This is a genomic window from Paenibacillus sp. FSL M8-0212 (assembly GCF_038004645.1).
In the GTDB taxonomy this organism is placed as follows: Bacteria; Bacillota; Bacilli; order Paenibacillales; family Paenibacillaceae; genus Paenibacillus.
In genome coordinates this window covers 5063259-5090139 of record NZ_JBBORP010000001.1, presented here as the reverse complement: position 1 = coordinate 5090139, position 26881 = coordinate 5063259, and the positions used below count along the sequence as shown (strand labels likewise).

Below are 26881 nucleotides of genomic sequence, written 5' to 3'. Positions count from 1 at the left end.
ACCTCCAATCGTTCCCTTCCGGGAGCATCCCTTTTTTCATCCAGACCACACATATCTTCATTATGGTTGAAAAAGCGCGCCTTGCGGCGCGCTTCTCATACGCTGCTTATTTAGCAGTAATTCCGTATTCACTCATCCAGTCCTTGATTCCTTGTGTGCTGCCACCCCAACCTTCAACAAACTCTGACAGCTCCGAAGTGGAGATTTGTTTATCTGGCAGAGCTTCACGTTGAACATAGACCGGGTTAAGAACAACTGCATCTTCTGTCTCGTCCCCATTCAGTTTTTGATAAGCATAACGTACCTGGACGCGACCAATATCCGTTGGATCAACAGCAGCAGAAGCTACCCAAGGATTTTTCGGGTCCTGAATCATTTGCAGATCCTCGTCACTCATATCAATACCATACACTTTGATCTCATCACGTCCAGCTTGTTGAATCGCACGCGCTGCACCTTTGGCGAACTCATCCCATGCAGTCCATACAGCTGTAATTTCACCTTTTGGATATTGCTTGAGAATAGCTTCCATTTTGGCTTGTGTATCCAGCGCCGGGTTCTGTGCAGAACCGAATGTAGCTATTTCCTTGATGTCCGGATTTGCTTTCATGAATTCACCGTATGCAATCTGACGGCGTTCCATCGGTGCAAAACCAGCTACCCATACTTTGACAATATTGCCTTGTCCATTGATATCTTTTTTCATTTGCTCCAGCGTCAGTTCAGCCATCTTCTGGTCATCCTGCGACAGGACTGTAGCTCCTGGAACACTGATAGCTGCGTCAAACACGACCACTGGAATATTCTGTTCTACTGCCTTCTTCACGCCTGGCTCTAATAGGGAATCCCCGTGATCCGTGAGAATGGCATCGAACTTCTGGTTAATAGCGCTATCAAGCAAGGATACCATCTTTGCTTTGTCATTATCGGCAACAAACGTTGTCAGTTCTCCACCGAATTTTTCGATTTCTTCTTTTACACCCTGTACATATTGCTGCGAGAAAGTACCTGTATTAAACTCCATAATAAGTGCAATCCGCTTGCCGCTTAGAGGGCCTGTAACTGCTTCCGTTTTTGGTGTATCATCTGATGCACCCGAAGCCGGAGTTGCTGCCGGTTCTTTTTTGATTCCGCAAGCGGACAGCGCCAATGTAAATACTAATAACACACTCAACCATACCCATTTTGTCTCTTTTCTTTTCATCTCTGTCTCCCCCTGTCCACTCTCTGTGATCTCGATCACAATAGTTGAATATTAATATAACGGCTAATCCCTAGTATGTAAATGGGTTTTAGCAATTTAAAGCTAAAACTCGCTAAGTTTTTTCGAAAGCACTATTCTTCCTATCCATTTCATCCAAAATAAAGAAATCATATAAAAAAGACCGCGAGGGGATGCCCCCTTACGGTCTTTTGATGTCTTACAGAATGATGGCGATCAAGCCACCTGAACCTTCGTTAATGATTCTTCCCAGCGTCTCTTGCAATTTGTATCTTGCATTATCCGGCATCATGGCAATCTTGCCCTGAATACCTTCCCGCACAATGGAGTGCAGCGAACGACCAAACATGTCTGAATCCCATACCTTGATTGGATCGTTCTCGAAGTCCTGCATCAGGTATCTCACAAGTTCCTCACTTTGTTTCTCCGTACCGATGATTGGAGCAAACTCCGATTCCACATCAACCCGGATCATATGAATGGACGGTGCCGTTGCTTTTAGGCGTACGCCAAATTTGGTGCCCTGACGAATGAGCTCAGGTTCATCCAGAGCCATCTCGGCGAGAGATGGCGCAGCAATGCCGTATCCGGTCGTTTTGACCATCTCCAGCGCTTCTGCGAAGCGGTCGTATTCTCTCTTAGCATGCGAGAATTCCTGCATCAACTGCAGCAGATGATCCTTACCGCGAATCTCGATGCCAACCACTTCCACGAGAATCTGATCATACAGTTCATCCGGCGCGTACAGGTCAATTTCGGCTACACCCTGCCCCATATTCATGCCACTCAGGCCTGCGCGATCAATGAATTCATATTCCATGAACTGAGCGACAACCCGATCCACGTCGCGAAGTCTGCGAATATCCTTGACGGTATCCCGTACGGAATTTTCGTAGTTGCTACGCAGCCAGTGAGTCTCGTTGAGCACCATAACCCAACTCGGCAAGTTTACATTCACTTCATGCACAGGGAACTCATAGAGCACTTCACGAAGTACACCCGTCACATCATCTTCCGTCATCGTGGCTGCACTGAGTGTCATCACCGGAATGTCGTATTTGGCAGCAAGCTCACTACGCAATTGCAGGGCTTCTTCACTGCGAGGACGAGTGGAGTTGATGACCAGGACAAACGGTTTACCCACTTCTTTTAATTCCGCAATGACCCGTTCTTCGGATTCCACATAGGAGCTGCGGGCAATTTCGGCGATTGTGCCGTCTGTTGTTACCACAACACCCAGTGTAGAATGCTCCTGAATGACTTTGCGAGTACCAATCTCGGCGGCTTCCTGGAATGGAATAGGCTCCTCGAACCAAGGCGTGGAGATCATGCGTGGACCATTCTCATCCTCGTATCCCTTGGCTCCTTCCACCGCGTAACCTACACAATCCACAAGGCGCACATTGACATCGAGCCCTTCTGCCACCTTGATCTGGACTGCGTTATTAGGTACGAATTTCGGTTCGGTAGTCATGATGGTTTTACCCGCTGCGCTCTGTGGAAGTTCATCCACCGCTCGACCACGATCTGCCTCGTTTGTGATGTTTGGCAATACAATGGTTTCCATGAATCGTTTGATAAATGTTGATTTTCCCGTCCGGACTGCGCCGACAACCCCGAGATAAATATCCCCTCCGGTCCGCTCAGCTATGTCCTTAAAAATGTCCACTTTCTCCAATGAAATCCCCTCCCTAAATTACTCCGAAGGAAAAATGCTAAAGAGCATCCGCTTCGTTTTTTCAATCAGAAGACTGAAATCCCTGCAACGGTAGAGCCGCCTTTGTGAGTGCCCGGAAGTCGTCCGCCGCCGAACGTTGCATTCTGATGAAACCGGCGAGAGCGGCGTTAACTCGTACATGCAATTGGACTAGTATCATCTTATGTATCCGTATGCGGCAATATGACGCGTATTTTTGTTTTTTTATCTTATGGTGATGACATTAGGAAAATCCCCCGATCTCGGACTGCGCGTCTTTATTTCAATCTACTTTATGTGATCCGTGAAGCTTTTATGACAGTTATTGCTCATATTGACAAAAGAAAAAAAGAGATATCCCTTATTTGGAATATCTCTTTTTGAACCATTAGAGCCATGGTAGTCATACAGCTAGATCAGTTGAATTGCAACCATGCCTATTTTATTGGCTGTGCAACCGGTGCATTGTTCTGCCAAGCGTAGGAAACAGATTTTACAGGTACGAAGTAGGAGTGTTCCACCAGAAAATCCCGAACATCTTCAGTCTCTGCTGGAGACACGTCAGACTTTTCCACTGCCTGCATGATGTCAAAAGCATAATCTACATAGACCTTGCCTTCGTCATCCATCATAAAAGGTAACGCCTGACCCGAATATACACTATTCAATGTAATGGAAGGAGTACCTGCCTGTGCCGCCTGATCCATATCCACAGCATATAACCCCGGATACAGTTCTTCCCCGCTTGGCAGCTTATTGTTATGTACGGACTTATATTGATTAACCATTCGTTGCACATCGTTTATTTTCTGTACAGTCAAAAGATCCATCACTTTAACGGTCGGATTCACTTCTTCGTCCTGAATAAGGAAGTAAGCGCTACCACCACTTTCAAAAGCGGTTCCTGGTATTTCATCCAGATACCCCAGTTGTTTCAACTTGGGCAGATCCACTCTGAACTTTTCATATTTTGGCGTTTCCATATCTGCATTGATGATTGGCAAAATCCCCTCATCTTGCTGGAATGCCTCGACCGCACTCTGGATACGGCTCACGCTTTCCCGATAGGCTATCTTAGGGTCCGAATTGCTCTGGGATGGATACATACAACCACTTGCTGTAAAAGCAAACAACAGGAATAACAGCAGACCGCCCGTCTGATGTTTCAGACGCTGCCGTCCACTTCTTTCCACACATTTTGGCTTGTTCCTAATCATTCGTGTCCTCCTTGAATAACTCATTAGAGAATCAATGTTATAACGCTCAGAACCAGTCGTCTTCCTGTTGTTGACGTTCCAGTTGTTTCCGAATGGCTGCCTTCAGCGGGTCCTCTGGAACATGAACCGATAGAGATCCACACACCTTGGCCTGACAGGACAGTCGTGTACCTGCTTCCAACAGTGAACCCAGCTTGCGCTTTTCTGCATCTGTTGGTGGATACAGTTCCGCCCGATGTTCTTCATCCACGTTCACTTTGCACATCAGGCAAGCCGCTTTACCATCACATCGGGTCGTAATCTTGACTCCAGCACGTCGTGCTGCATGCAGAAGTGTTGCCCCTGGTTTAAGCGCTATCGATTTGTTCATAGGTAAAAAAGTTATCTTATAGTCCATCATTTTCCTCCCTCAACCTACTGGGGCCATGCAAAGCCAACAAGCTCTTCCACTTCGGCTCTGAAGCGGGCTGTCCATACATTCTGTTGACTTAACAGCATCATTATAGGTTGATGTTCATGTGGTTGCTGACGCATCTGTGTCGCAATGGGGACATAACGATCTTCACGACCTCGCAGCAGATTAAACAACAGCTCATGCGCAAGCGGCATCAGTCGCAGGGTATATGAACCTACTTGTGCTACTGGTGCATGTGGAGCAAGTACATGTTCAATCTCGATACGGTACCAACTTTTGCGAGCCCATATTTCGAAACCACCAACCAATTCCAGCGCACATTCACCCACCTGATAGTGGCTCAGCAGAGAAGCATACGGTCCTGTCTTGTCCACTGTAGGCTCGTCAAGCATTTCCCCCGGAGCGCTACGGTGAAGTTCTTTAGCAGCAGCAACATCCGCATAGATATCTATATCTCTCGGAGCCTGTTGCAACTCCACCCCTTGAAGCAGCAACCCACAACTTCCTCCAAGTAACCATGTCTGCGGCTGCGTGTTCCAGGCTTTGGCCGTTTCCAGCAAAGCCGCGTGTAATTCCGGATAACGCTCTGTCCGACCCTCCGTATCATGCGGCCCCATAGGCTCACACTCCCCTCATCCGTGTTCATTGTGTCAGTTCTTATGATGTGCTTATGCGGATGTTATCCTTCAGGCATGGGAAATCAGGTCAGAGAAGCGATTCCACCGAAAAAGCCAATCAGCATAATCAAAAATGCAATCAGAGAAAGAATCCCCCGTACAATACCTTTTGTTTTGGCACGAGCAAACGTAATCAGGAATACAGATAATCCCATAATGAGGATGGCCACCAATGACAGCCACATCTTGTCCATTGCGCTCATAATCCAGCAGTCTCCCCTTCAGTCCGATATTCATCACTGACACTGTGACAATTGCAACCATTATAACACGAAATTCAGCTCAACTTTCCAAAAAAAAGACAAAAAAGCAAGCCGGCAGAAGCCGACTCGTCTTTTTGTCTTACTGGATCACCTGCACATGCAGGTGTGATCTATTATTTTTTCATCATCATTTTCATTAACGATTCCATACTGCTCGGATTCAATCCGCTTTTCTTGACCGCACTCACAATATCCTTAACCGTATCCTCAGATACCGGAACTTTCGCCATGGCGGATACTTGTTTGATCAATTGGCGCAACTGAGCTTCATTCTGAATCGTCGTTGGTTTCACCGTGCTTGCCAATTTCTTAACGGCACCTTCCGTTATCGTTTTACCCGTTTTCTTGTTGATTGCATTCAGTGCATCTTTGGAAATGTTGTTACCCATTCGTCTCCCCTCCTCCGGCAATACTCATGTGTATAGTATGAGTCTGCTACAGAAAAGGTGAATAAGCTTCTTATTTCACAAGGTACGTTTAGGCTGATTACAATCAGGAATGCCATTGCTCCCAGGTTTCAAGTTTCATGACTTCCATTTCAGTCTTCGGGTCACGTCCCATCAAGGCTTCAACCGCATCACGCGGCTGTCTCTCTTGGAATAAAACGTGATACAACTGATCCGCAATCGGCATTTGCACACCGTATTTTTGTGAGATGAAATAGGCAGCTTGCGTAGTTCGAATGCCTTCTACCACCATGCCCATGGACTTCAAAACATCATCCAGCTTCTGTCCCTGGCCCAACATGGAACCTGCTCTCCAGTTCCGACTGTGCTGACTTGTAGCCGTTACAACCAGATCCCCGATTCCAGCAAGTCCCGAAAACGTTAGCGGATTTGCTCCCATCTCAACACCAATACGTGTGATTTCTGCCAGACCGCGTGTCAGCAAAGCGGCTTTGGCATTATCACCAAATTGAAGACCATCCGACATACCTGCACCAAGAGCAATAATGTTTTTGAATGCACCCGCCAGCTCAACACCGATCATATCCCGATTCGTGTAGACCCGGAAATAGGCATTCATAAACAAAGCTTGGGCAGACTCGGCAGATGCCTTATCCAGTGAAGCTACAACCACTGTCGTTGGACAACGTTTTACCACTTCTTCCGCATGGCTTGGGCCAGAAAGAACAACCACACGGCCTTCTTCACATTCAAGCTCTTCTGAAATGACCGTGGACATCCGTTTCAGGCTTTCTGTCTCAAAACCTTTGGTTGCATGAATGACTAACATCTCAGGCTTGTAATAAGCCTTAAGCTGGTTCGTAACTGCACGCATGGCTGAAGAAGGCGCAACAATTAACACAGCTATAGCGCCTTCCACCGCAGCTTCCATATCTGTGGTTGCTTGAATCCGTGGTGAAAGCTCCGCATCCGGAAGATAGCGAGTATTGGTGTGCTTGCTATTGATTTCGTTAGCTTGGTCTTCACCACGTGTCCACATCATCACATCCAACTGATTGGCGGCGAGTACACTGGCCAGAGCTGTTCCCCAGCTCCCAGCGACCAGAACAGCAACTTTTTTAGACAACTCGTTTACCCCCTCCAGGGTTTTTCGATCCCAATTTATTTTCCTGTCCTTTGGCGAGCTTCGCAATATTGGTACGATGTCTCCAGAACGCAAACAGACAAATAATCAGACTCCCCCAGAAGATATTCATTGAATATCCGGGTAATACCATGATAAAGATGGGTGTAAATGCTACAAAAATCAGAGACCCCAATGAAACATAGCGTGTCAATACAATAGACAGAATGGCGATCACCCCAGCACATAACGCAGGTAGGAAAGCAAGACTCACCAGAACACCAATGGCTGTGGCAATGCCTTTTCCTCCACGAAAATGGAAGTAAAGCGGCCAGTTATGTCCTGCAATGGCTGCTATACCACTGAGTGCAGGAATCCAGGCAGATCCGTCACTCAGCCAGATTCCTATCCATACAGCTGCAACACCCTTAAGTACATCAAGTAACAGAACAGCAATTGCCGGTCCTTTACCCAAAATACGCAACGTATTGGTAGCTCCCGCGTTTCCGCTTCCGTGCTGACGAATATCGATCCCCCGTATCGCTTTGGCAAGGAGGACACTAAAGCTGATCGAACCGAGTAGATAACTCAGTACAATCGCTGCGATTTGTAAAATCACACACTTCTCCCCTAACTTTCGTCGGACTTCTTCCGAGTAAATATGCGAATTGGTGTTCCTTCGAAATCAAACGCCGCACGGATTTTATTCTCCAGATAGCGCTCATATGAGAAGTGCATCAACTCAGGGTCGTTCACAAAAATAACCATGGTCGGCGGTTTAACTGCAACCTGAGTCACATAGTTAATTCTCATTCTCCGTCCTTTATCCGTTGGCGGAGGATTAATCGCAACCGCATCAGACACCACATCGTTAAGCAGATGTGTCTGCACACGTAACGAGTGTTGCTCTGCTACACGTTGCACTACCGGCAACAGTTTTTGTAAGCGTTGTTTTGTGAGGGCTGACAAGAATACAACCGGAGCATAAGTCATAAACAGGAAGTGATCCCGAATTTTTCTCTCAAACTCTTTCATCGTTTTGTCATGCTTCTCTACCACGTCCCATTTGTTCACAACAAACAGTGACGCTTTACCAGCTTCGAATGCATAGCCTGCGATATGCTTGTCCTGTTCAATAATGCCTTCTTCGCCATTAATGACAATCAGAACAACATCTGCACGCTCAATCGCACGCATGGCACGCATTACACTGTATTTCTCAGTTGTTTCATATACTTTACCACGCTTACGCATACCTGCTGTATCAATCAGCACGTAACGTTGGCCGTCTTTTTCAAAAGGTGTATCAATTGCATCCCGGGTCGTTCCAGCCACATCACTTACAATGACACGCTCTTCTCCCAAAATCGCGTTCACCAGTGAAGATTTACCCACATTAGGACGTCCAATCAGAGCTACACGAATAACATCTTCATCGTAAGTCTCTTCCTCAAGTTCTGGCAACTTCTCCACAATTGCATCAAGCAAATCACCTACACCTGTACCGTGACTTCCGGATACGCCGATGGGATCACCGAAACCAAATCCATAAAACTCATAAATGAGCTCACTTCGTCCGATATTATCCACTTTGTTAACGGCTACAACAATAGGCTTGCCTGAGCGGTAGAGCATCTCTGCTACCTCTTCATCCGATTGTGTAATACCTGCTTTTGCATCACACATGAATACAATAACATCCGCTTCTTCAATAGCGAGCTCTGCTTGCATCCGAATCGATTTTAAAATTACATCTTCACCATCAATTTCGATACCACCTGTATCAATAATACTAAATGGTTTACCGTTCCATTCACCGATTCCATATATGCGGTCACGGGTAATGCCCGGCTTGTCTTCCACAATGGCCAGTCTGTCGCCGATGATCCGATTGAAAATGGTGGATTTACCCACGTTCGGTCGTCCGACAATTGCCACAACGGGTCTTGCCATACATTCCACTCCTCCTGTCCATACTTACGATACTCATCATAGCAAAAAAGATATGTCTTGGCTAACGTTTCATGCCAAATTAATCGCAATAAAAACAATCGGCGAACCCGCCTGGGGCTCGCCGATCTTGCTTTTGTTATTCAGCAAAATATGCAGTATATAACTTAGAACCATGCATTGTTAACTTATTTGAATTTGCTGAGTTTGTCACCAAACAGTTCGCCGAGCGTAGTGCTCATACCTTGATTGTTCAAGGAAACGTTTGGATTGTTGATTTCTTCACGCGGAGCGTTGTTTCTTGCAGGTCTTTCTGATTTTTGTGGTTGAGCTGGAGCTTCTTCTGTTTCTTTGATGCTCAAGCTTACACGTTGCTCAGAAGGGTTCATGTCCAAGATTTTAACTTGAACTTCTTGTCCTTCTTTCAGCACTTCATGTGGAGTGCCGATGTGTTTGTGGGAGATTTGCGAAATATGCACAAGTCCCTCAACACCAGGAGCGATTTCAACAAATGCACCGAAGTCAACCAGACGTTTTACAACACCTGTTACGATATCGCTGGAATTGAATTTTTCGCTTGCTGTTTCCCAAGGACCTGGTTGAACAGCTTTCATGCTCAGGCTGATTTTGCCTTTTTCAGGGTCAACTTTCAGCACTTTCACACTAACTTTGTCACCTTCAGACAGAACGTCGGATGGTTTTTCAACGTGTGTCCAAGCCAGCTCGGATACGTGAACCAAACCGTCAACTCCGCCCACATCAACGAATGCACCGAATTGAGTCAAACGTTGTACTGTACCTTCGATCACTTGACCTTCTTGCAAACCAGCCATTACTGTAGCTTTGTTTGCTTCGAATTCTTGCTCCAGTACGTCTTTTTGGGAAAGGATCACTTTGTTGTTCTCACGGTCGATCTCTTTCACTTTAACACGCAGTGTGCGTCCTTTGTAGTCGCTGAAGTCTTCAACGAAATGGCGTTCAACCATGGAAGCCGGGATAAATCCACGTACGCCCACGTCTGCTACCAGACCGCCTTTAACAACATCACCTACAACAACTTCGAATACGTCTTGGTCTTCAAAATGCTTTTGCAATTGATCCCATGCGTTTTCGCTGTCGATTGCACGTTTGGACAGAACGAGTTTTTCTTTCTCGTCGTCGATGCTAAGAACTTTAGCTTCAACTTCTTGTCCAACTTCTACTGCGTCAGACGCGCTGTCAACATGTAATGAAGACAGTTCACGAATTGGAATGACACCGTCATATTTATATCCAATGCTCACATAGGCTTGGTTATCTTCCAATTTGACGATGGTTCCTTTTACGGTATCTCCTTTTTTCAAGGAAACGAATTGATCCAACTCATCTTGGGTTGCTTCTTGATTTTTCATTTCTTCCGACATGTCAAATACCCTCCTCAATTCAAAAACCCCATTATATTCAAACCTGCCTGTAGCAGAGTTCAAAACACTTTCATCACTGAGTGCTCAAGCTTTAGTCTCCCTCAAAAATATGGAAACATGCACTCAGCTACCGACGAAGCCACTACTTGCTTGGCACGCCCGTTTGCACCATTTCGTTAATCTTGGACATAATCTTTTCAGTCGCCTTCTCCAGAGCTTCTCCAGATGGGTCTTCCTTGAACTCGTCCAAACTTACTGGTGCTCCATATACAACTTTCATCTTACGAAAAACTTTGTAGTTACCGATAATAGCAGTAGGAATAACTGTAGCGCCACTGCGGAGAGCAAAACTCGCTGCCCCTTTTTTGCCGATACCTCCATCATTGTGACGGCTTCCCGAGGGGAAGATTCCAAGCACTTGACCATCACGCAAAATATTGAGTGAGGTTTTGATGGATTCCTTGCTGACACCTCCACGTTTAACGGGGAAAGCGCCCACGGCTTTAATAATTCGGCCGAGTACCGGAATTTCAAACAATTCGCTTTTGGCCATGAAACGCACCTGACGGCGAATTTTGATACCAACGGTTGGAGGATCGAAGTTACTAATATGATTGGAACATAAAAGTACGCCGCCTTCTTTCGGAATATTCTCCCGTCCAACGGCCTCCAAGCGGAAAAGAATGGTATAAATGATCCGCAGTAATGTGCTGCAAAATGTGTAAATCATAGACCGATCTCTCCTCTGACCATTGTGCAATAAGATACGATTTTGTCAACCACTTCATGGATGTTCATCTCCGTTGTATCAAGGACGATAGCATCCTCAGCACAACGCAATGGGGAAATTTCCCGATTCTCATCCAATCTGTCACGGGTGGCAATATCTCGCTCCAGCTGTTGCAACGTCAGTCCTTCAGAGGGGTCCAGTTCTTTGAAGCGGCGAAGTGCACGCTCTTCGACACTGGCAGTCATGAAGATTTTCACTTCCGCATCGGGCAATACTGTCGTTCCGATATCGCGTCCATCCATGACGACGCCCTTGCGCAAAGCCATTTGCCGCTGAGTATCCACTAATTGCGTACGCAGCCCCTCGATTTGCGCATATCGGGACACGATTCCCGTCACTTCACGGGAGCGGATTTCCGAGGTTACTTCTTCCCCATTACAGAACACTTTCTGTCCGTCGGGATCCGGTTGTAAATCAATGACCAGCTTTTGGGCTTCCTGAAGTACCTGTGTCACTTCTTCCGGCGCAATATCATTCCGAAGCATGTGCAAGGTTACCGCACGGTACATTGCGCCTGTGTCGACGTATACATACGCGAGCGCCTCTGCAACCAATCGGGCCACCGTGCTTTTCCCGGCACCGGCAGGTCCGTCAATTGCAACGTTCATTTTCCCGTTCTCTGATGTGTTCTGGCTTGCCAACGGGGCATTCCTCCTCAAACGATAAACCTCAATAAAAAAACAGGCATTGCCTGCATCGTGAAAATTATACCACACTCTACACATGGATGCAAAAACAGACAAATCAACGACGTTTGTAATCATTCATCGTTTGCACTTCAATTGGAGTTCCTTCCAAGCGGCCAATGGTGGTCAAATTCTTTTTGAAGTCGGGCACCAACAGCAGCAATTGATATACCACAAGCAGGATTAGAAGGGCTGTAATCAGAATCGTAACCTTTCGTTCCATTCGCCTGGAGAAAACATAATAAAGTCGTTCATATCTGCGGGTTGCATGACGATGATTCAAGGCAATACCTCCGTTTTTTTCATTACGGTACCCGCAGTTCCCTCTCTTTATGCCACAACATTCCTATTTCGTGCGATAGTCAAGTTGCCGTTCGAAACAAAACTTGATAATTTTTTGGCGCTCCGAATCTGAAATCTGCACAAATTTCAGCATGCACAGCTGTCTGCCGGTTTCCAGGGTTTTGATCCGCACAACTTCAGCTTCAAAATTCACATGTTCAATGGTTGAATTCCGGTAGGGAACCAGCAACCAGCATTTCAGTTTTTGACCTTCAGCTATTGAAAAACCTGTTTCGCCGTAGATGGACAATCCACCGCCACCAATATCTTCAGTCAATCCGACGGCACGGGTCAGATCTTCACTCTGGATGGCCAATTCGAGGTTTGCATGAACACGAAGAAAGCTGCGCCGTTGTATTTTGGATATATCGCTAGGTAGCGGTTTGCGGATACGGACAAGACGGACCACATCTTCCTCAAATCCCGTGACATAGGTATTAAAATAATGCCGGACCCCATCCTCCGTAATATATGAAATGGACAATTCCTCTCCGAAAAAGAGCCTTTTCAGACGGCTGGTTCCTTGTTGCATCGGGACCTCAATCAGAAAACTGCTGTCATCCATATCTGCAATGCGTGATTTGTACTCTTTGTGTTCCTCTTTTTCATCTGCAGAAGCAATCTGGATGTATAAAATTTCATTTATTTTAGGAAACAAGCTGTTCACCGCCACTTTATGTATTTATCTTCGTATGTACAAGGACTATTATACCATGACCTTTCTCACATTGAACAAGAAAAAAACAGACCACATTGTGGTCTGCCGCAGTTAATCGCTCAACTTCAAATTGAGATTATCCATCTTTTTATGAGGTTGCATTGACCGGTTTGATCTCTTCAACCGCTTCTTCTAATCCTGTATTCGCATTAATGTATATCCGGTAACGGGAACCGTTAATTTTCCCTCCGAATTCATAACACAATACTTCTTTGCTGTAATCATTCTCAATCAGGGATTTGCGAACATAATTTTCTTCGAACTCCGAATTAAGCTTTTTCCGCGCCTGTTGCTCTGTAAGAGTTGCTTTCGGAATTTTGCGCTTGTCATTATGTTCGTAGACAAAGTCACTCGCCTGGAAGCCGGTAACTTCGCCTGTATCCAAACCTACACGAACTGACATTTTCTCGGGATAGATCAACGTGTCCCCTTGCTTGCGCACATAAGTAAGGTTACCCAGGTTACCATATTCATCGTAGTTTACAGCCTTCATATCCTTATAACCTTTGTTCATTAGAAATTGATCTGCTTTAGCCATGGCATTCTGACGAGATACTTTTTTGGTTCCGATTGGACGCGTATCACTGTAAGAGATCAGCATTCCGCCATTACGCGTGAAATCCATCATCAGTTTGCCATTCTTGGCATGATCAATCGTGGCAGTATACGACTCCCAGTCTGTCCCTTTACCGTTCTCCTGCACTTGGATTTTGCTACTATCCGCATCAGAGAATTTTGCAGCCTTGCTCTGAATCTGTTCTTTGGTCACCGGCAAGCCGTCCAGTTTCTTGACTGATCGTTTGGCATAGATATTGGATACGGAAGGACCCCAATCAAGCTCCGGGTATTCCTGTACCTTTTTGTTCACCGTACGAAATCCATCAACGATCGTATTGTCCATGGTTTGCTCTTGCGTTGCCATGGCAGTCTCCGCATCCATCCAGCGCAATCGGTCCGTCAGGACTTTCTGCTGCACATCCTGCAGATTCTTGGTAATCTCGGATGAATTCTGATACAGCTTTTTCAGGTTGCCCATTTCCTTCTCACTTAGTGGTTCGTTCGTCAAGTCACGCATCGACGCCCGATAGGCAAAGTTGGAAATACGTGAGAGAAACTCCTCTGTCTCGTTAAATGGCAGCATGGTGAGTGGCAGTTGGTTGATCTCATTCTGCGCTTCACTGGTGAGTCGCCATACATTCATCAGACCTTTGCGATGCATCCCCTGTGAAGTAGAGTGAACCGCTAAGGTGTTACCAATCTCCGAATGCAATTTGTCCATATGAAAAGATAAATCGTGAAAGGCACGCTGATATTGGTTCTCTGCCTTGATCAGAATTGCATTCTTCTCCTGATTCTCCTGATAGCCCCACACGAGCGCACCGACCAGCAGAACCGCAAATATCGGAAACATAACTGAACTTAATCGTTTATACATCGGTAGAGTCTCCTTTCTTCTAAACCACTACCTCTATTGTGGATCGAAGAAAGATCTCTTATGCATGCGATTTCCAGTCCTTACACAAGCAGGCTGCTAAAGTATCGTTTTGGTTCTCCTTTTAATTGAGCTGGACCCCAGTTGCCATGCCCTCTTCTTCAATTTCGAACTGGTCTCTGTTATCACAAAGGCACTGCTTGAATCCCGTCTCAATCCGGCCCCGCTCTTTCTTGCCTCGTAATGTAAATCGTTCACCGCATTGTTTGCATCTGATTTTAATTTTAATTCTCATCACAACGATCTCCGTTTCTGTTGGTCATTCCCCGGGAGTTTATCCGTAAAAATAAAAACACACCGGAGCCATAGGCGCAATATGCGCTTTATGTCCACCAGTGTGTCCGTATTTTTATAATTTAACCTCTTCCTCCCGCTTCACAAAACGAAAAGGAGAACGGTTATTAGCTCGTGTGATTTTACCCATTGCCCCATACCACAGGCCCGCCATTAGCGGCGCTATAAACCACAACCAATGATTCACCATGGTGTTCATGATGACATCGTACAATGCATGCCAGAAAAAAGGTAACACCAGAGAAAGAACCAGGTACCACCGCTTTTTCTTACCACCGATAAACTTAGCTTTCCCCATGTAATAACCCATGATTACCGCGAACATAGCGTGCCCTGAAACAGGGAGCAGTGCCCGAAGGAACATGGCTGAGACGGATGCATTCCCCGCAAAGGCATACAACACATTCTCAACAGTGGCAAATCCAAGTGAAACAGCAACTGCATATAAGATCCCATCATACGGTTCATCAAATTCGGTGTGATTATAGATGATATGATAAAGTACGAACCATTTGACGAATTCTTCCACACCACCTGAGATCAGAATGGCCTCAAGATAAGGATTATCCCCGAGCCACATCATCATGCCACGCTGAATGATCATCACAGGCAGTACCATCAGAATCCCCATGAGGAAAACCCGCAATACCATATGAAGTGGCTCGTAATCATAACGGTCTTTCAGGTAAAAGTATGTTAACAAGGCGAGACCCGGAGCAACTGCTGCCGCTAAGACCGAAAACAAAAGCACCGAAATTCCCTCCTCTGACTAAAGACGCGATTACAACTAGAGATTAATCCTGGCGTTTGAAGTGGGTGCAGATAACATCAATCGCTTGTGCAGGAATAACAACCTTACCATACTCTTCCATAACTGCCGGAGTCATTGAGGAGCCTTCACCAAATTCAGCAAGCAAAGCAATCAATGCCGCATGTTTGGTGGAATCTACCTCATCTGGCTCAAAATGCAAGAACCACTTGTCTTTATAAGAATAAAGTCTCCCAGCATCCGTAACATGCTGACGCAACATATGTGCAGCTTCAATGAGCACTTCAAAGTCCTTGAATGCATAAACGATGGAATCGCTTTGCTCGAGTGTAACTTCCATTTCATATACTTCTTCAGGAAGATCATCTTCATGACCTGAACCATATTGTTGCGGATCATATTTTCCACGTGTGACAATGACAACCATCCCTTGAGCGGGAAGTGCGAATACTTCGACAGCAAGTGGACCTGTGGCATCAAATCCAAGTTCGGAATAGGCCTGGTCCATCATTTCAGTGAACAGTTCATGAACCTTAGGTATTTCCTGCCACATATCTTCTTTTTGTATTCCGCGCTCGCTCAGATCGTCAAAGGTCAGGAAAATCCGTATCTTATCGTGACTTAGTCGTTCTATTTTCATACAGGATCTCCCCTTTATAAGCAAGTCTTATAACAGATTATGAAGCACAAAACAATATGTGCTGAAAATAAATCTATGTAGTTATGTTATCATTTTATACCTCTAAATGCACGAAGTAAAATCGACAAAAAAAGAATCATTCCACAGCCAATCCAGACTGTGGATGATTCTAATTGGAGGTTTTGGTTTATAAACCCGGTACTGTTGTGTTTGTTTGACTTAAAATTTGCTCAACTTCATGCTTCACATCGGGATTGGTGCGAATAAAATCTTTGAGCATGCTCATATTCGCTTCTTTTTCCTGCGGTGTAATTGCTCTTGCGGTCTTTGCTGCCGGATTTTTGTGAGATTCACCATGTTGATTTTGCTTGCTTGTGAACCCGTCCATACCCGGGAAAGTCATTTCCATCATCTTATGTTTTGCCTGATCCATCATATTTCTTGATGAACCCGATGACATCATGGGCAATTTGCCTTTGGACAGCCATGAACTTGCAGCAACACCAATGACAAGACCCCAAAAAAAGGATGACGTCTTCATTACACCAACCTCCTTCAAGTGTTAAAATCATGTTTAGTGTTTGCGGGAGTGAGCGATCTCATTCCGTATAAATACAGGAAAGCGAGTTGAAATCATGTTCAGACATACCGCCGCATTGATCATTGCTGCAAGTTTGCTGCTGTCAGCTTGTGGGACAGCGGAAGAAAAAACATCTGATAATTCCGTACCAGCGGGCGAATCAACTACCACGGTTCAAGAAGAGCAAGGTAACTCTAACCCAACTGAAACAGAAGAACCCCGAACTGGTGTGCCCGAGCCTTCAACGGAAGATTCAACTGCGACAGAAGAAGAACCTGAATCTTCGGAGAAGGTTTCTACAGAAGAGAAAGTGGAAAAGACGTATCATATGAATCAAAATTATTATATTAAACCAAACGATGAAGCGAGCCCAAACAAAGTGGTCTTGTTAACTTTTGATGATGGACCCAAAGAAGAAAAAATGATTACTTCACTGATCGACACTTTAGATAAACATAACGCTAAAGCGATATTTTTCGTCAATGGATATCGGGTAAAAAGCCATCCGGAATTGCTCAAACTCATACATGAACGGGGTCAGATTGTAGGCAATCATGCCTGGGATCACGAGGATCTCCAAAAAATGTCCAACGCTGAGGCGGCAAAACAGGTTACAGATGTCCAAAAAATAGTGAAGGATACCATTGGTGAGGAACCGCAATTCTTCCGTCCACCTTTTGGTTCGGGGAATGATGCACTGAAGGCTGCTGTGAAGAAAAATGGCATGTTATATATGACATGGTCTAATGGTTCCCTCGATTGGGATAAAAGCACCAAAGACAAACCGGAAAAAGTCATTCAAAATGTACTGGACCAGTTAAATCCCGGAAGCAATATTTTGATGCACGAGTTGCCATGGACGGTTGAAGCATTGGATGAGTTGCTGACCAAGCTCGAAAAGAAAGGTTATTCCTTTGTTGATCCCCGTGCAATTGAATTGTAAGCTCGTTAAATTGTAATTTTGCACATTAAAATAAAACAGCCTTGATCCAATGGATCAAGGCTGTTTCTCTGTGAGTGCTTTTTCCGCGGGCACTCTTAACGTGATGATATGCATCTCCGCAGGACAACCTAGTCGGAGAGGAAGATGATTAGTACCGTATCCTCTGCTAACAAGCATTTTGCCTTCTTGGTGAACGCCCTCCGGACTTCGCTTCAGGGAGTACCACCCGTTCGATACGGGATGATACGCTTTGCTCAGGAACAAAGGTCCGAAAAATGGTAAAACCAATTGTCCGCCATGTGTATGACCGCTTAAAATAAGATCTGCATTTTCTTGCAAGCGAAGGGCCTGCAAAGGATCATGAACGATAGCAATTTTGCAAAAACGGTTACCGATCTGCTGTAGTAATACATCGCCCTGTTTGGAACGATAGTCTATGCCGATCAGGCTCAATCTGTCGTTGCCCCTTTGTAGATATTCCACATCATCCTGAAGGAGCTTAACGTCCGATTCCCGAAGGATTCGCGCAAGTTGAGCGGTACCTGCCCTCTTGTCATGGTTGCCATACACCGTAAATGAAGGAGCAATGTTCGATAAAATTTTCATGTTATGTCTAACCAAAGACCATGAGATTCCTTTTTCCGCAACATCCCCGCCGATGAGAACCCAGTCCACCTTGTTTTTAACGTATTCCAGATCCTTCTGCTTCAGTTTGCGCTTGTGCGTGTCGGATACATACAAAATCATAGCCCCGTCAAAGGATGTTGGCAGATGAGGTACTTCAACCTCTTCTTCAATCATTTGATGAATATGGGCTTCACTCCACATATGAAAAAGTAGTAAAACTCCTATCAAAATGATTAAACCTGCGATTAACAGTACTACCACGGCAAGGGAAGGAACGTATTCAGAGGGGGTGCCCCTTCAACCCCCCACCAAACCAGACTAATCGTTAACATGACAAAAATAAAAATGAGTGAATTGACAAACCTTTTGCTCAATTTTAGCCGACGTGAAGGATGTAATTCTGTCCGTGTAGGAAGCGAACCCGCTTCGGGGATCGATTCTTCCGTTGAATTTGGCGTTTTTTTGGAGCGTGATGGTGCCCTTTGAGGAAGTACTGGACTTTCCAGTTTTTCTGTATAAGGCTTGCGCTGTGATCTAGGTAAAGAAACGGAAGTAATTGGTGTGATTCCGCCAACCTCAGCAGCTGCTGCCGTTTCAGCAACGATGCTTACTTGAGAAGCCACCTGACGCTCGGATTTCTCTTTTTTATCCGATTGACGATGGCGCTGACTGCCATATGTCTTCATTCTACTTAATGGCTGATTCATGATCCCCTCCGAAAACGTATCGCTAATCCGGACACCAAATCAATAATAAAGTGACATAGTATAGGCGCCCATAATGTGCCGGACTGCAAGTAAATCCAACCCAATCCATAACTTGAGACAAACACCCAGCCTGTTGGAATCCAGTGGCGCAAATAACGAATATGGATAACTGCAAATAAAATACTTGTCCAGTAAGGACCGATGGCATGTTGGATGGCTCCACGGAATAATAATTCCTCACACACAGCAACAATGGCTGCTATACATACAATGTGCCAGATCGGACGCCCACGGAACAGCATATCGTTAATTCCACCGTCATCCATGCTTTCCTGAGGTATAACATACGACAGTACCAAGTCCATAACAAGCATAACGCCTGCAAGACCAAGACCCCACCATATAAATTGGTAATTGTCAGGCCATGCGAGTACATCTAACAAGTTTCGTTTCTGCAATAAGATCCACACAACTCCGATAATCAGTGTCAGACCTTGTGTAAAGTATAGATTGATTAAAAGCAAACGCTCGGTAAGCTGCTGTGGCTCAGCCTTCTGAATCTTGAACTTGGGAAACTTGAATTTTTTCATCGGATGCGTCTGTCCTCTTGAGTTAAATTTGATGGATAACAATTACGTTGTCCAATCGGATAGTATACTAAATGATAGCCAAAAAACCAAATAGGTTCAAGGCCTGCCCCAAGTCCTGGTTTTGTGTCCGTGTCATTACTTCATTAAAGCAGTAAAATCCGATTCATCAAACAGCACATATTTCATCTTCTTGTAGTATGTTCAGTAACTATTGTATTGCTTATAATGGCTTTGTTTATGTATGAACCGCAAAACATCTGCAAAACAATTTAAAACATTTAAGCCTATTGACATGCTCATGTCAGCCATGATACATTATGAAAAAATTAGTCACGTTAAACACGATGATGGAAAAAAGACGTTGCTTCGTCTTACAGAGAGCCGATGGTAGGTGTGAATCGGTGGCAGGCAAATGGTCTTGAGCGCTCCTGAGTTATTGCATTGAAATTGGAGTAGGTGCAATCGGTTTAGACCCGTTATCCTCTTCGGTCTTCATTGACCGCTAAGACTGTCGTTGCGAAACGGCGGTGAATTAGGGTGGTACCACGACAACTCTCGTCCCTTATTGCGCAAGCAGTATGTGGATTGAGAGTTTTTTGATTTATTTTAAAGGATATCTGTGGGATCACTCTATTTGTTTCACCTTCCCCCTCTGTTGCGACACCGCGTTGTTGGGCGGAAGAATCAATCTGGTTTTAAGGAATACCTCTTCGCTGAGGTCAGACCTTGACGATATAGATACACATACCTAAGGAGGAAGAAACCATGTACAAAGTGTTAGTGTCGGACCCAATCAGTGATCTGGGTATCCAGCAACTGGTGGATGCAAATGATGTTGTTGTTGAGAAGAAAACCGGTCTTAGTGAAGATGAACTTGTTGCCATTATTGGTGATTATGATGCCCTCTTGGTTCGCAGCCAGACTCGTGTTACAGATCGTATTATGACGGCTGGTACCAACCTTAAGGTGATCGGACGTGCAGGTGTTGGTGTAGATAACATTGATCTGGAAGCTGCTACACAGCGCGGTATCATCGTTATTAATGCACCTGATGGCAATACCATCACAACCTGTGAGCATACGTTTGCCATGATGATGGCATTGGCACGACACATTCCTCAGGCATATGCCAAGACTATTCAGGGTACGTGGGATCGTAAAACCTTCCTGGGTGTGGAATTAAGAAATAAAACGCTCGGTGTACTGGGTATGGGACGGATCGGTAGTGAAGTTGCCAAGCGCGCCAAAGCATTCGGAATGGACATTCTTGCTTACGACCCGTTCCTCACGGAGGAGCGTGCCGAGAAGCTGCAAGTGAAGTTGGCTAGTGTAGATGATATCATTCGCAATGCGGACTTCATGACCGTACACACGCCATTAACACCGGAAACACGGCATATGATTTCACGTCCACAATTCGAAGTGATGAAAAAAGGCATGCGTATCATCAACTGTGCTCGTGGTGGAGTTGTAGATGAGATGGCACTTGTCGAAGCCATCGATCAAGGTATTGTTGCTGGAGCAGCATTTGACGTATTCGAAAGCGAGCCGCCAGCCGCTGATCACCCGTTCCTGAATCACCCAAGCATTATCGTTACGCCTCACCTTGGTGCGTCCACAGTAGAAGCACAAGAGAACGTGGCTATCGATGTGTCGGAACAGGTACTTCACATTTTGCGTAACGAACCGTTTAAAAACGCGGTTAACATGCCGGCTGTTGCACCAACCGTGATGAACAAATTGCAGCCGTATTTCAAACTGGGTGAAACGTTGGGTAGTTTTGCAGCACAGATTACACAAAATGCAGTGCAGGAGATTCGGATCGACTATGCTGGTGAACTTTCTGAAGTAGATACTTCTCCTCTCACTCGTTACATTGTGAAAGGGATTCTCGCCAGACATTTGGGTGGGGAAGCCAACATCGTTAACTCCATGCATCTGGCCAAAATCCGTGATCTGAATGTGGTTGTAAGCCAGACCTCAGCAACTAAAGGATTTACTAACCTGATTACCGTAACATTGGTTACAACTCAGGATGCTGAGGAACGTCGTGTAGCAGGTACATTACTTGCAGGTTATGGAGAGCGTATCGTTCGTCTGGACAAATTCCCGGTAGATATCGCACCGGAAAGTCATCAAATTTTGATCTCCCATAACGATAAACCAGGTATTATCGGACGTGTAGGAACCCTGCTTGGACAAAACGATGTCAACATCGCATCCATGCAGGTTGGACGTAAAATTATTGGTGGTGCAGCGATCATGATTCTGACCGTAGATAAAGCTGTTCCAAAAGATGTGCTTGTGCAGCTTGCTGCGCTGCCTGAAATCAATACTGCTGTTGAAATTGTTCTGGAATAATCAAATATATTCCTATATGTAAAAGGAAAGACGGGCCCCTCGTGGTCCCGTCTTTTTTCGTGTACCCGTTGAAATATCGGTGAAGAAGTTTGCAAACAAAATATTTGTGGAATTGGAAAAGGGGTGCCCCTCAACCCCATATGAACTCCGCTTCTTTTGGTCAATGGAAATAGTCTTAATACGTAATCGAACTATTAACTTAACTGAATAATGTTTAGTGTAGACCCCGGAGGAGACAGAACGGCTGCGCCAACAAGCCCGAATAATTGTAACTGTATTGTAGAACCAGCGGTAACGGTAACCATAAAGTCAGACTGCAGCTGGCTGAGAGAAAGTGCTGGAGATACTACACTCGCTGGAATTGCTGTACCGTTAAGTAAAACCCGAGATTGGATAGCAAGTGCAGCTGTCAGATTTATTTTATATGAGATATAATAACGACCTGCATTGGTTAACGTGAAAGTGTCATTTGTCCCATTGACGGTTATACCTGTGCCAATATTTTGGTTATTCGGTAATGGAACGAGTGTACCACCCAATATTACAACAATCGTACCATTAGTGTTCTCAGCAAAAGCCGAGTTAGATGTTACAGATGTTCCGGTTGCACCAGTGGCTCCTGTTCCACCAGTCGCACCAGTTGCTCCGGTGCTTCCCGTTACGCCGACTCCCGTTGCTCCGGTTATACCTGTCGCTCCGGTTTCCCCAGTAACACCAGTTGCTCCGGTTACACCTGTCGCTCCTGTTCCACCAGTCGCACCAGTTGCTCCAGTACTTCCCGTTACGCCGACTCCCGTTGCTCCGGTTATACCTGTCGCTCCGGTTTCACCAGTCGCACCAGTTACTCCAGTACTTCCTGTTACGCCGACTCCCGTTGCCCCCGTTATACCTGTGGCTCCGGTTATACCTGTCGCTCCTGTTACCCCAGTGACACCAGTAACTCCGGTACTTCCTGTTACGCCGACTCCCGTTGCTCCAGTTATACCTGTGGCTCCGGTTTCCCCCGTCGCACCAGTAACTCCAGTACTTCCCGTTACGCCGACTCCCGTGCCTCCGGTTACACCTGTGGCTCCTGTTCCCCCAGTTGCACCTGTTGCTCCCGTACTTCCCGTTATGCCGACTCCTGTGGTTCCAGTTATACCTGTGGCTCCGGTTTCCCCCGTCGCACCAGTTGCCCCGGTACTTCCCGTTACGCCGACTCCCGTTGCTCCAGTTATACCTGTCGCTCCGGTTTCACCAGTCGCACCAGTTACTCCAGTACTTCCTGTTACGCCGACTCCCGTTGCCCCCGTTATACCTGTGGCTCCGGTTATACCTGTCGCTCCTGTTACCCCAGTGACACCAGTAACTCCGGTACTTCCTGTTACGCCGACTCCCGTTGCTCCAGTTATACCTGTGGCTCCGGTTTCCCCCGTCGCACCAGTAACTCCAGTACTTCCCGTTACGCCGACTCCCGTGCCTCCGGTTACACCTGTGGCTCCTGTTCCCCCAGTTGCACCTGTTGCTCCCGTACTTCCCGTTATGCCGACTCCTGTGGTTCCAGTTATACCTGTGGCTCCGGTTTCCCCCGTCGCACCAGTTGCCCCGGTACTTCCCGTTACGCCGACTCCCGTTGCTCCAGTTATACCTGTCGCTCCGGTTTCACCAGTCGCACCAGTTACTCCAGTACTTCCCGTTACTCCAACTCCCGTGGCTCCTGTTATACCTGTCGCTCCGGTTTCACCCGTGACACCAGTTACTCCAGTACTTCCCGTTACGCCGACTCCCGTTGCTCCTGTTATACCTGTGGCTCCGGTTTCACCCGTGACACCAGTTACTCCAGTACTTCCTGTTATGCCGACTCCCGTTGCTCCGGTTACGCTTATTCCCGTTGCTCCAGTCAATCCCGTTACGCCTGTTGCTCCTGTTTCGCCTGTAGCACCAGTACTGCCTGTTACACTTACTCCTGTGGCTCCTGTGATCCCCGTCGCCCCAGTCAACCCTGCAGGGCCTGTCGCTCCTGTTTCACCTGTAGCTCCAGTACTACCTGTTACACTTACTCCTGTGGCTCCTGTGATCCCCGTCGCCCCAGTCAACCCTACAAGACCAGTCGCTCCTGTTTCACCAGTTGCCCCGGTTGATCCCGTTACGCTTAGTCCCGTGGCTCCTGTAATTCCAGTCGCCCCGGTTAACCCTGTAAGACCAGTCGCTCCTGTTTCACCGGAACTTCCTGTCACTCCAACTCCAGTTGCACCCGTCACACCCGTTGCGCCTGCTCCAGCGATCAACGTGTAATCTGGTGAAGTCCCCGGCGTTCCCGTTGGTGATGCTACATTCGCAATATACGTACTGCCGTTGAACGTTACAACCTGGCCAGCTGGATACGTCGGGGCTACGGCCGGATCAAATGGTACGATACCACTTAAACCTACGCCTGTCGCTCCTGTTACGCCCGATGCTCCTGTAGCTCCAGTACTTCCCGTTCCACCAATGCCGGTTGCTCCTGTAACTCCCGTTGCTCCTGCGCCCGCAAGCAATGTGTAATCCGGCGATGTGCCCGGCGTTCCTGTTGGTGACGCCACATTCGCGATATACGTACTACCGTTAAACGTTACAACTTGACCCGCTGGATACGTTGGGGCTACGGCTGGATCGAATGGTACGATACCACTTAAACCTACGCCGGTCGCTCCTGTTACGCCCGATGCTCCTGTGACTCCGGAACTTCCTGTTACTCCAACGCCAGTTGCACCCGTCACACCCGTTGCTCCTGCTCCAGCGATCAACGTGTAATCCGGTGAAGTCCCCGGCGTTCCCGTTGGTGACGCCACATTCGAGATATACGTACTGCCGTTGAACGTTACGACTTGACCCGCTGGATACGTTGGAGCTACGGCTGGATCGAATGGTACGATACCACTCAAACCTACGCCTGTCGCTCCTGTTACGCCCGATGCTCCGGTGCTTCCGGTTACTCCAACTCCAGTTGCACCCGTCACACCCGTTACTCCTGCTCCAGCGATCAACGTGTAATCTGGTGAAGTCCCCGGCGTCCCCGTTGGTGATGCCACATTCGCAATATACGTACTGCCGTTGAACGTTACAACTTGACCCGCTGGATACGTTGGGGCTACGGTTGGATCGAATGGTACGATACCACTCAAACCTACGCCGGTCGCTCCCGTTACACCTGATGCTCCTGTAGCTCCGGTACTTCCCGTTCCACCAATGCCGGTTGCTCCTGTAACTCCCGTTGCTCCTGCGCCCGCTAGCAATGTGTAATCCGGTGAAGTCCCCGGCGTTCCGGTTGGCGATGCCACATTCGCGATATACGTACTGCCGTTGAACGTTACGACTTGACCCGCTGGATACGTTGGGGCTACGGCTGGATCGAATGGTACGATACCACTTAAACCTACGCCGGTCGCTCCTGTTACGCCCGATGCTCCTGTAGCTCCGGTACTTCCCGTTCCACCAATGCCGGTTGCTCCTGTAACTCCCGTTGCTCCTGCGCCCGCTAGCAATGTGTAATCCGGTGATGTGCCCGGCGTTCCGGTTGGCGATGCCACATTCGCAATATACGTACTACCGTTAAACGTTACAACTTGACCCGCTGGATACGTTGGGGCTACGGCTGGATCAAATGGCACTAGGCCTGTCAATCCCGCCCCGGTTGCTCCCGTTACACCTGATGCACCTGTAGGTCCTGCACCTGCAAGCAATGTATAGTCTGGCGAAGTACCTGGCGTTCCCGTTGGCGAAGCGACATTTGTAATGTAAGTACTGCCACCAAACGTGACGATCTGTCCAGCTGGATATGTTGGTGCTAATGCGGGATCGAATGGCACGATGCCACTTAATCCTGCACCTGTGGCTCCAGTAACACCAGTCGCCCCCGCAGCAGCGATTAATGTGTAATCCGATGAAGATCCCGGTGTTCCTAGAGGACCAGCTACACTCGTAATGTAAGTACTACCGTTATACGTAATTACTTGACCTGCTGGATAACCCGGGGCGAGCGCTGCATTAAATGCCACGGCTCCTGTCAAACCAGCTCCGGTTGCTCCCGTTGCTCCATTGGTTCCACCCGACAGTAAAAGAGTGTAGTCTGGAGAACTTCCTGGTGTACCCAAGGGACCGTTTACATTAGCAACATAAAGACTACCCTCGTAGCTTACTACTTGACCTTGAGCATAAGTTGGTCCCAGTGCAGGATCATATGCAGTAATATTGTTCAAGCCAACACCAGGTGCTCCTGCAGGACCCTGTGCTCCCTGTGGACCAACTGGGCCAACCGGTCCTACTGGTCCAATTCCTCCGGGTGTTCCAGTGGCCCCTGGTACCCCAGGGACTCCCGGGACACCTGGTACCCCAGGGACTCCTGGCACTCCCTGTGGACCGGCTGGTCCGGTAATCCCTCCAGTTCCAAGAGTTGTCGTGGCCCGGCTTAGTGATATGGAGATCGATCGAATTAATCCCACAAGTTTATCTTTTTCTGCAGGAGGTACTTCCAGAAGCAGCGTCACACTTAACAAGTCATCCAGTAAGTTTTGCAAGTTACCTGCGAGATTAATAAGAGGAACAGGGACAACCTCTGAACCTGCAATCGTTAATTCCAATACGGCTTGTAATTCTGCCTTTACTCCGGCACGAAATCCGGATTGATTTACAAAAGTAAGTAACTGGCGTAATCCATTCTGTAATGACAGTATATTGGCTGAAGTCGGCTGACTGATTGCAGCAGGAATAGCCACAGCCAATGAACGCAGTATGGATTCAAACTGCTCCAGTTCGCTTGTGGTTATTGGAATAAACGGAGAGCCCGCTCTAAAAGATCTGCCTTCCAGAAAAGCTTTAATATTGACCCTTTTTCGATCATCGGACATGCTTAACTCAATCCTCCTCTATCTTGCTTGCTTTTCAAGCTTATGTCACATAGGAAGGAAAATTATCTTGGACACTCTTTTTGGTCAAAAAAAGACCATTCATG

At 46.8% G+C, this 26881-nt stretch carries 26 protein-coding genes and 1 other annotated feature; of the genes, 2 read left to right on the top strand and 24 right to left on the bottom strand.

The window, feature by feature from the left end:
* Nucleotides 1-106 precede the first annotated feature (106 nt).
* From MKX68_RS22480 to MKX68_RS22385, 20 genes are all read right to left on the bottom strand, one after another.
* Nucleotides 107-1204, bottom strand: a complete 1098-nt coding sequence (locus MKX68_RS22480) for a sugar ABC transporter substrate-binding protein (protein WP_036672016.1) — start codon at nt 1202-1204, stop codon at nt 107-109.
* Nucleotides 1205-1421: 217 nt separating this feature from the next.
* Nucleotides 1422-2900: a stage IV sporulation protein A gene (gene spoIVA / locus MKX68_RS22475; protein ID WP_036607700.1), complete on the bottom strand. Its 1479-nt coding sequence runs from the start codon at nt 2898-2900 to the stop codon at nt 1422-1424.
* Nucleotides 2901-3355: 455 nt separating this feature from the next.
* Nucleotides 3356-4135, bottom strand: coding sequence for a hypothetical protein (locus MKX68_RS22470; RefSeq protein ID WP_340914120.1), 780 nt, complete (start codon nt 4133-4135; stop codon nt 3356-3358).
* 46 nt (nt 4136-4181) lie between these two features.
* Nucleotides 4182-4532, bottom strand: a complete 351-nt coding sequence (locus MKX68_RS22465; protein ID WP_091028919.1) for a 2Fe-2S iron-sulfur cluster-binding protein — start codon at nt 4530-4532, stop codon at nt 4182-4184.
* A 17-nt stretch (nt 4533-4549) separates the two neighbouring features.
* A complete protein-coding gene (locus MKX68_RS22460) occupies nt 4550-5167 on the bottom strand; it encodes a hypothetical protein (protein WP_340914119.1) in 618 nt (205 codons plus the stop codon).
* Between the two features lie 83 nt (nt 5168-5250).
* Complete coding sequence (locus MKX68_RS22455) at nt 5251-5430, bottom strand: DUF2768 family protein (protein ID WP_017687688.1); 180 nt, start codon at nt 5428-5430, stop codon at nt 5251-5253.
* A gap of 173 nt (nt 5431-5603) precedes the next feature.
* Complete coding sequence (locus MKX68_RS22450; RefSeq protein WP_017687687.1) at nt 5604-5879, bottom strand: stage VI sporulation protein F; 276 nt, start codon at nt 5877-5879, stop codon at nt 5604-5606.
* Nucleotides 5880-5982: 103 nt separating this feature from the next.
* Entirely contained in the window at nt 5983-7023 is a 1041-nt protein-coding gene (locus MKX68_RS22445; protein WP_340914118.1) for an NAD(P)H-dependent glycerol-3-phosphate dehydrogenase, read from the bottom strand.
* Nucleotides 7016-7639: a glycerol-3-phosphate 1-O-acyltransferase PlsY gene (gene plsY, locus MKX68_RS22440; protein WP_253501402.1), complete on the bottom strand. Its 624-nt coding sequence runs from the start codon at nt 7637-7639 to the stop codon at nt 7016-7018. Before plsY ends, MKX68_RS22445 begins: the two co-directional genes overlap by 8 nt.
* Nucleotides 7640-7650: 11 nt before the next feature.
* Nucleotides 7651-8973 carry a ribosome biogenesis GTPase Der gene (der, locus tag MKX68_RS22435; RefSeq protein WP_076209907.1) on the bottom strand — a complete coding sequence of 441 codons (1323 nt, stop codon included), beginning with the start codon at nt 8971-8973 and terminating at the stop codon, nt 7651-7653.
* Between the two features lie 185 nt (nt 8974-9158).
* A complete protein-coding gene (gene rpsA, locus MKX68_RS22430; RefSeq protein ID WP_062835205.1) occupies nt 9159-10373 on the bottom strand; it encodes a 30S ribosomal protein S1 in 1215 nt (404 codons plus the stop codon).
* A 142-nt stretch (nt 10374-10515) separates the two neighbouring features.
* Nucleotides 10516-11103: a lysophospholipid acyltransferase family protein gene (locus MKX68_RS22425; RefSeq protein ID WP_091018056.1), complete on the bottom strand. Its 588-nt coding sequence runs from the start codon at nt 11101-11103 to the stop codon at nt 10516-10518.
* Nucleotides 11100-11804: a (d)CMP kinase gene (gene cmk, locus MKX68_RS22420; protein ID WP_315936052.1), complete on the bottom strand. Its 705-nt coding sequence runs from the start codon at nt 11802-11804 to the stop codon at nt 11100-11102. Before cmk ends, MKX68_RS22425 begins: the two co-directional genes overlap by 4 nt.
* 103 nt (nt 11805-11907) lie before the next feature.
* Nucleotides 11908-12132, bottom strand: a complete 225-nt coding sequence (locus tag MKX68_RS22415) for a hypothetical protein (protein ID WP_338587609.1) — start codon at nt 12130-12132, stop codon at nt 11908-11910.
* 63 nt (nt 12133-12195) lie between these two features.
* Complete coding sequence (locus MKX68_RS22410; protein ID WP_340914117.1) at nt 12196-12849, bottom strand: flagellar brake protein; 654 nt, start codon at nt 12847-12849, stop codon at nt 12196-12198.
* A 148-nt stretch (nt 12850-12997) separates the two neighbouring features.
* Nucleotides 12998-14344, bottom strand: a complete 1347-nt coding sequence (gene ypeB / locus MKX68_RS22405) for a germination protein YpeB (RefSeq protein ID WP_339782974.1) — start codon at nt 14342-14344, stop codon at nt 12998-13000.
* 121 nt (nt 14345-14465) lie between these two features.
* A complete protein-coding gene (locus MKX68_RS22400; protein ID WP_167350887.1) occupies nt 14466-14636 on the bottom strand; it encodes a hypothetical protein in 171 nt (56 codons plus the stop codon).
* Nucleotides 14637-14750: 114 nt separating this feature from the next.
* Nucleotides 14751-15446, bottom strand: coding sequence for a glutamic-type intramembrane protease PrsW (prsW, locus tag MKX68_RS22395; protein WP_062835211.1), 696 nt, complete (start codon nt 15444-15446; stop codon nt 14751-14753).
* 43 nt (nt 15447-15489) lie between these two features.
* Nucleotides 15490-16104, bottom strand: a complete 615-nt coding sequence (locus tag MKX68_RS22390; protein WP_338587613.1) for a genetic competence negative regulator — start codon at nt 16102-16104, stop codon at nt 15490-15492.
* Between the two features lie 187 nt (nt 16105-16291).
* Nucleotides 16292-16645, bottom strand: coding sequence for a hypothetical protein (locus MKX68_RS22385; RefSeq protein ID WP_338587614.1), 354 nt, complete (start codon nt 16643-16645; stop codon nt 16292-16294).
* A 94-nt stretch (nt 16646-16739) separates the two neighbouring features.
* Between MKX68_RS22385 and MKX68_RS22380 the strand changes: the two genes are divergently transcribed.
* On the top strand, nt 16740-17627 hold the full coding sequence (locus MKX68_RS22380) for a polysaccharide deacetylase family protein (RefSeq protein WP_340914116.1): 888 nt from the start codon (nt 16740-16742) through the stop codon (nt 17625-17627).
* A gap of 54 nt (nt 17628-17681) precedes the next feature.
* Here MKX68_RS22380 and MKX68_RS22375 read toward each other — a convergent pair whose 3' ends face one another.
* From MKX68_RS22375 to MKX68_RS22365, 3 genes are all read right to left on the bottom strand, one after another.
* On the bottom strand, nt 17682-18428 hold the full coding sequence (locus MKX68_RS22375) for a metallophosphoesterase (RefSeq protein ID WP_340914115.1): 747 nt from the start codon (nt 18426-18428) through the stop codon (nt 17682-17684).
* An 80-nt stretch (nt 18429-18508) separates the two neighbouring features.
* Entirely contained in the window at nt 18509-18961 is a 453-nt protein-coding gene (locus MKX68_RS22370; RefSeq protein WP_338587619.1) for a hypothetical protein, read from the bottom strand.
* Complete coding sequence (locus MKX68_RS22365) at nt 18958-19551, bottom strand: CPBP family intramembrane glutamic endopeptidase (RefSeq protein WP_340914114.1); 594 nt, start codon at nt 19549-19551, stop codon at nt 18958-18960. The genes MKX68_RS22370 and MKX68_RS22365 overlap by 4 nt, the downstream gene beginning before the upstream one ends.
* A 335-nt stretch (nt 19552-19886) precedes the next feature.
* Nucleotides 19887-20117: a binding site (T-box leader), on the top strand.
* 199 nt (nt 20118-20316) lie between these two features.
* Between MKX68_RS22365 and serA the strand changes: the two genes are divergently transcribed.
* On the top strand, nt 20317-21912 hold the full coding sequence (gene serA / locus MKX68_RS22360) for a phosphoglycerate dehydrogenase (protein WP_076209897.1): 1596 nt from the start codon (nt 20317-20319) through the stop codon (nt 21910-21912).
* A 194-nt stretch (nt 21913-22106) separates the two neighbouring features.
* Here the strand turns inward: serA and MKX68_RS22355 are convergent, their stop codons facing one another.
* On the bottom strand, nt 22107-26777 hold the full coding sequence (locus tag MKX68_RS22355) for a BclA C-terminal domain-containing protein (RefSeq protein ID WP_340914113.1): 4671 nt from the start codon (nt 26775-26777) through the stop codon (nt 22107-22109).
* Between the last annotated feature and the right edge of the window lie 104 nt (nt 26778-26881).

What these genes read in the sequence shown, in the direction of transcription:
- MKX68_RS22450 (WP_017687687.1), bottom strand. Translation starts at nt 5,879, where the DNA reads ATGGGTAACAACATTTCCAAAGATGCACTGAATGCAATCAACAAGAAA.
- MKX68_RS22355 (WP_340914113.1), bottom strand. Translation starts at nt 26,777, where the DNA reads ATGTCCGATGATCGAAAAAGGGTCAATATTAAAGCTTTTCTGGAAGGC.
- MKX68_RS22380 (WP_340914116.1), top strand. Translation starts at nt 16,740, where the DNA reads ATGTTCAGACATACCGCCGCATTGATCATTGCTGCAAGTTTGCTGCTG.
- der (WP_076209907.1), bottom strand. Translation starts at nt 8,973, where the DNA reads ATGGCAAGACCCGTTGTGGCAATTGTCGGACGACCGAACGTGGGTAAA.
- MKX68_RS22460 (WP_340914119.1), bottom strand. Translation starts at nt 5,167, where the DNA reads ATGGGGCCGCATGATACGGAGGGTCGGACAGAGCGTTATCCGGAATTA.
- MKX68_RS22465 (WP_091028919.1), bottom strand. Translation starts at nt 4,532, where the DNA reads ATGGACTATAAGATAACTTTTTTACCTATGAACAAATCGATAGCGCTT.
- MKX68_RS22370 (WP_338587619.1), bottom strand. Translation starts at nt 18,961, where the DNA reads ATGAATCAGCCATTAAGTAGAATGAAGACATATGGCAGTCAGCGCCAT.
- serA (WP_076209897.1), top strand. Translation starts at nt 20,317, where the DNA reads ATGTACAAAGTGTTAGTGTCGGACCCAATCAGTGATCTGGGTATCCAG.
- MKX68_RS22390 (WP_338587613.1), bottom strand. Translation starts at nt 16,104, where the DNA reads ATGAAAATAGAACGACTAAGTCACGATAAGATACGGATTTTCCTGACC.
- MKX68_RS22400 (WP_167350887.1), bottom strand. Translation starts at nt 14,636, where the DNA reads ATGAGAATTAAAATTAAAATCAGATGCAAACAATGCGGTGAACGATTT.
- MKX68_RS22425 (WP_091018056.1), bottom strand. Translation starts at nt 11,103, where the DNA reads ATGATTTACACATTTTGCAGCACATTACTGCGGATCATTTATACCATT.
- MKX68_RS22365 (WP_340914114.1), bottom strand. Translation starts at nt 19,551, where the DNA reads ATGAAAAAATTCAAGTTTCCCAAGTTCAAGATTCAGAAGGCTGAGCCA.
- MKX68_RS22480 (WP_036672016.1), bottom strand. Translation starts at nt 1,204, where the DNA reads ATGAAAAGAAAAGAGACAAAATGGGTATGGTTGAGTGTGTTATTAGTA.
- MKX68_RS22470 (WP_340914120.1), bottom strand. Translation starts at nt 4,135, where the DNA reads ATGATTAGGAACAAGCCAAAATGTGTGGAAAGAAGTGGACGGCAGCGT.
- MKX68_RS22375 (WP_340914115.1), bottom strand. Translation starts at nt 18,428, where the DNA reads ATGATTGAAGAAGAGGTTGAAGTACCTCATCTGCCAACATCCTTTGAC.
- ypeB (WP_339782974.1), bottom strand. Translation starts at nt 14,344, where the DNA reads ATGTATAAACGATTAAGTTCAGTTATGTTTCCGATATTTGCGGTTCTG.
- MKX68_RS22455 (WP_017687688.1), bottom strand. Translation starts at nt 5,430, where the DNA reads ATGAGCGCAATGGACAAGATGTGGCTGTCATTGGTGGCCATCCTCATT.
- MKX68_RS22385 (WP_338587614.1), bottom strand. Translation starts at nt 16,645, where the DNA reads ATGAAGACGTCATCCTTTTTTTGGGGTCTTGTCATTGGTGTTGCTGCA.
- rpsA (WP_062835205.1), bottom strand. Translation starts at nt 10,373, where the DNA reads ATGTCGGAAGAAATGAAAAATCAAGAAGCAACCCAAGATGAGTTGGAT.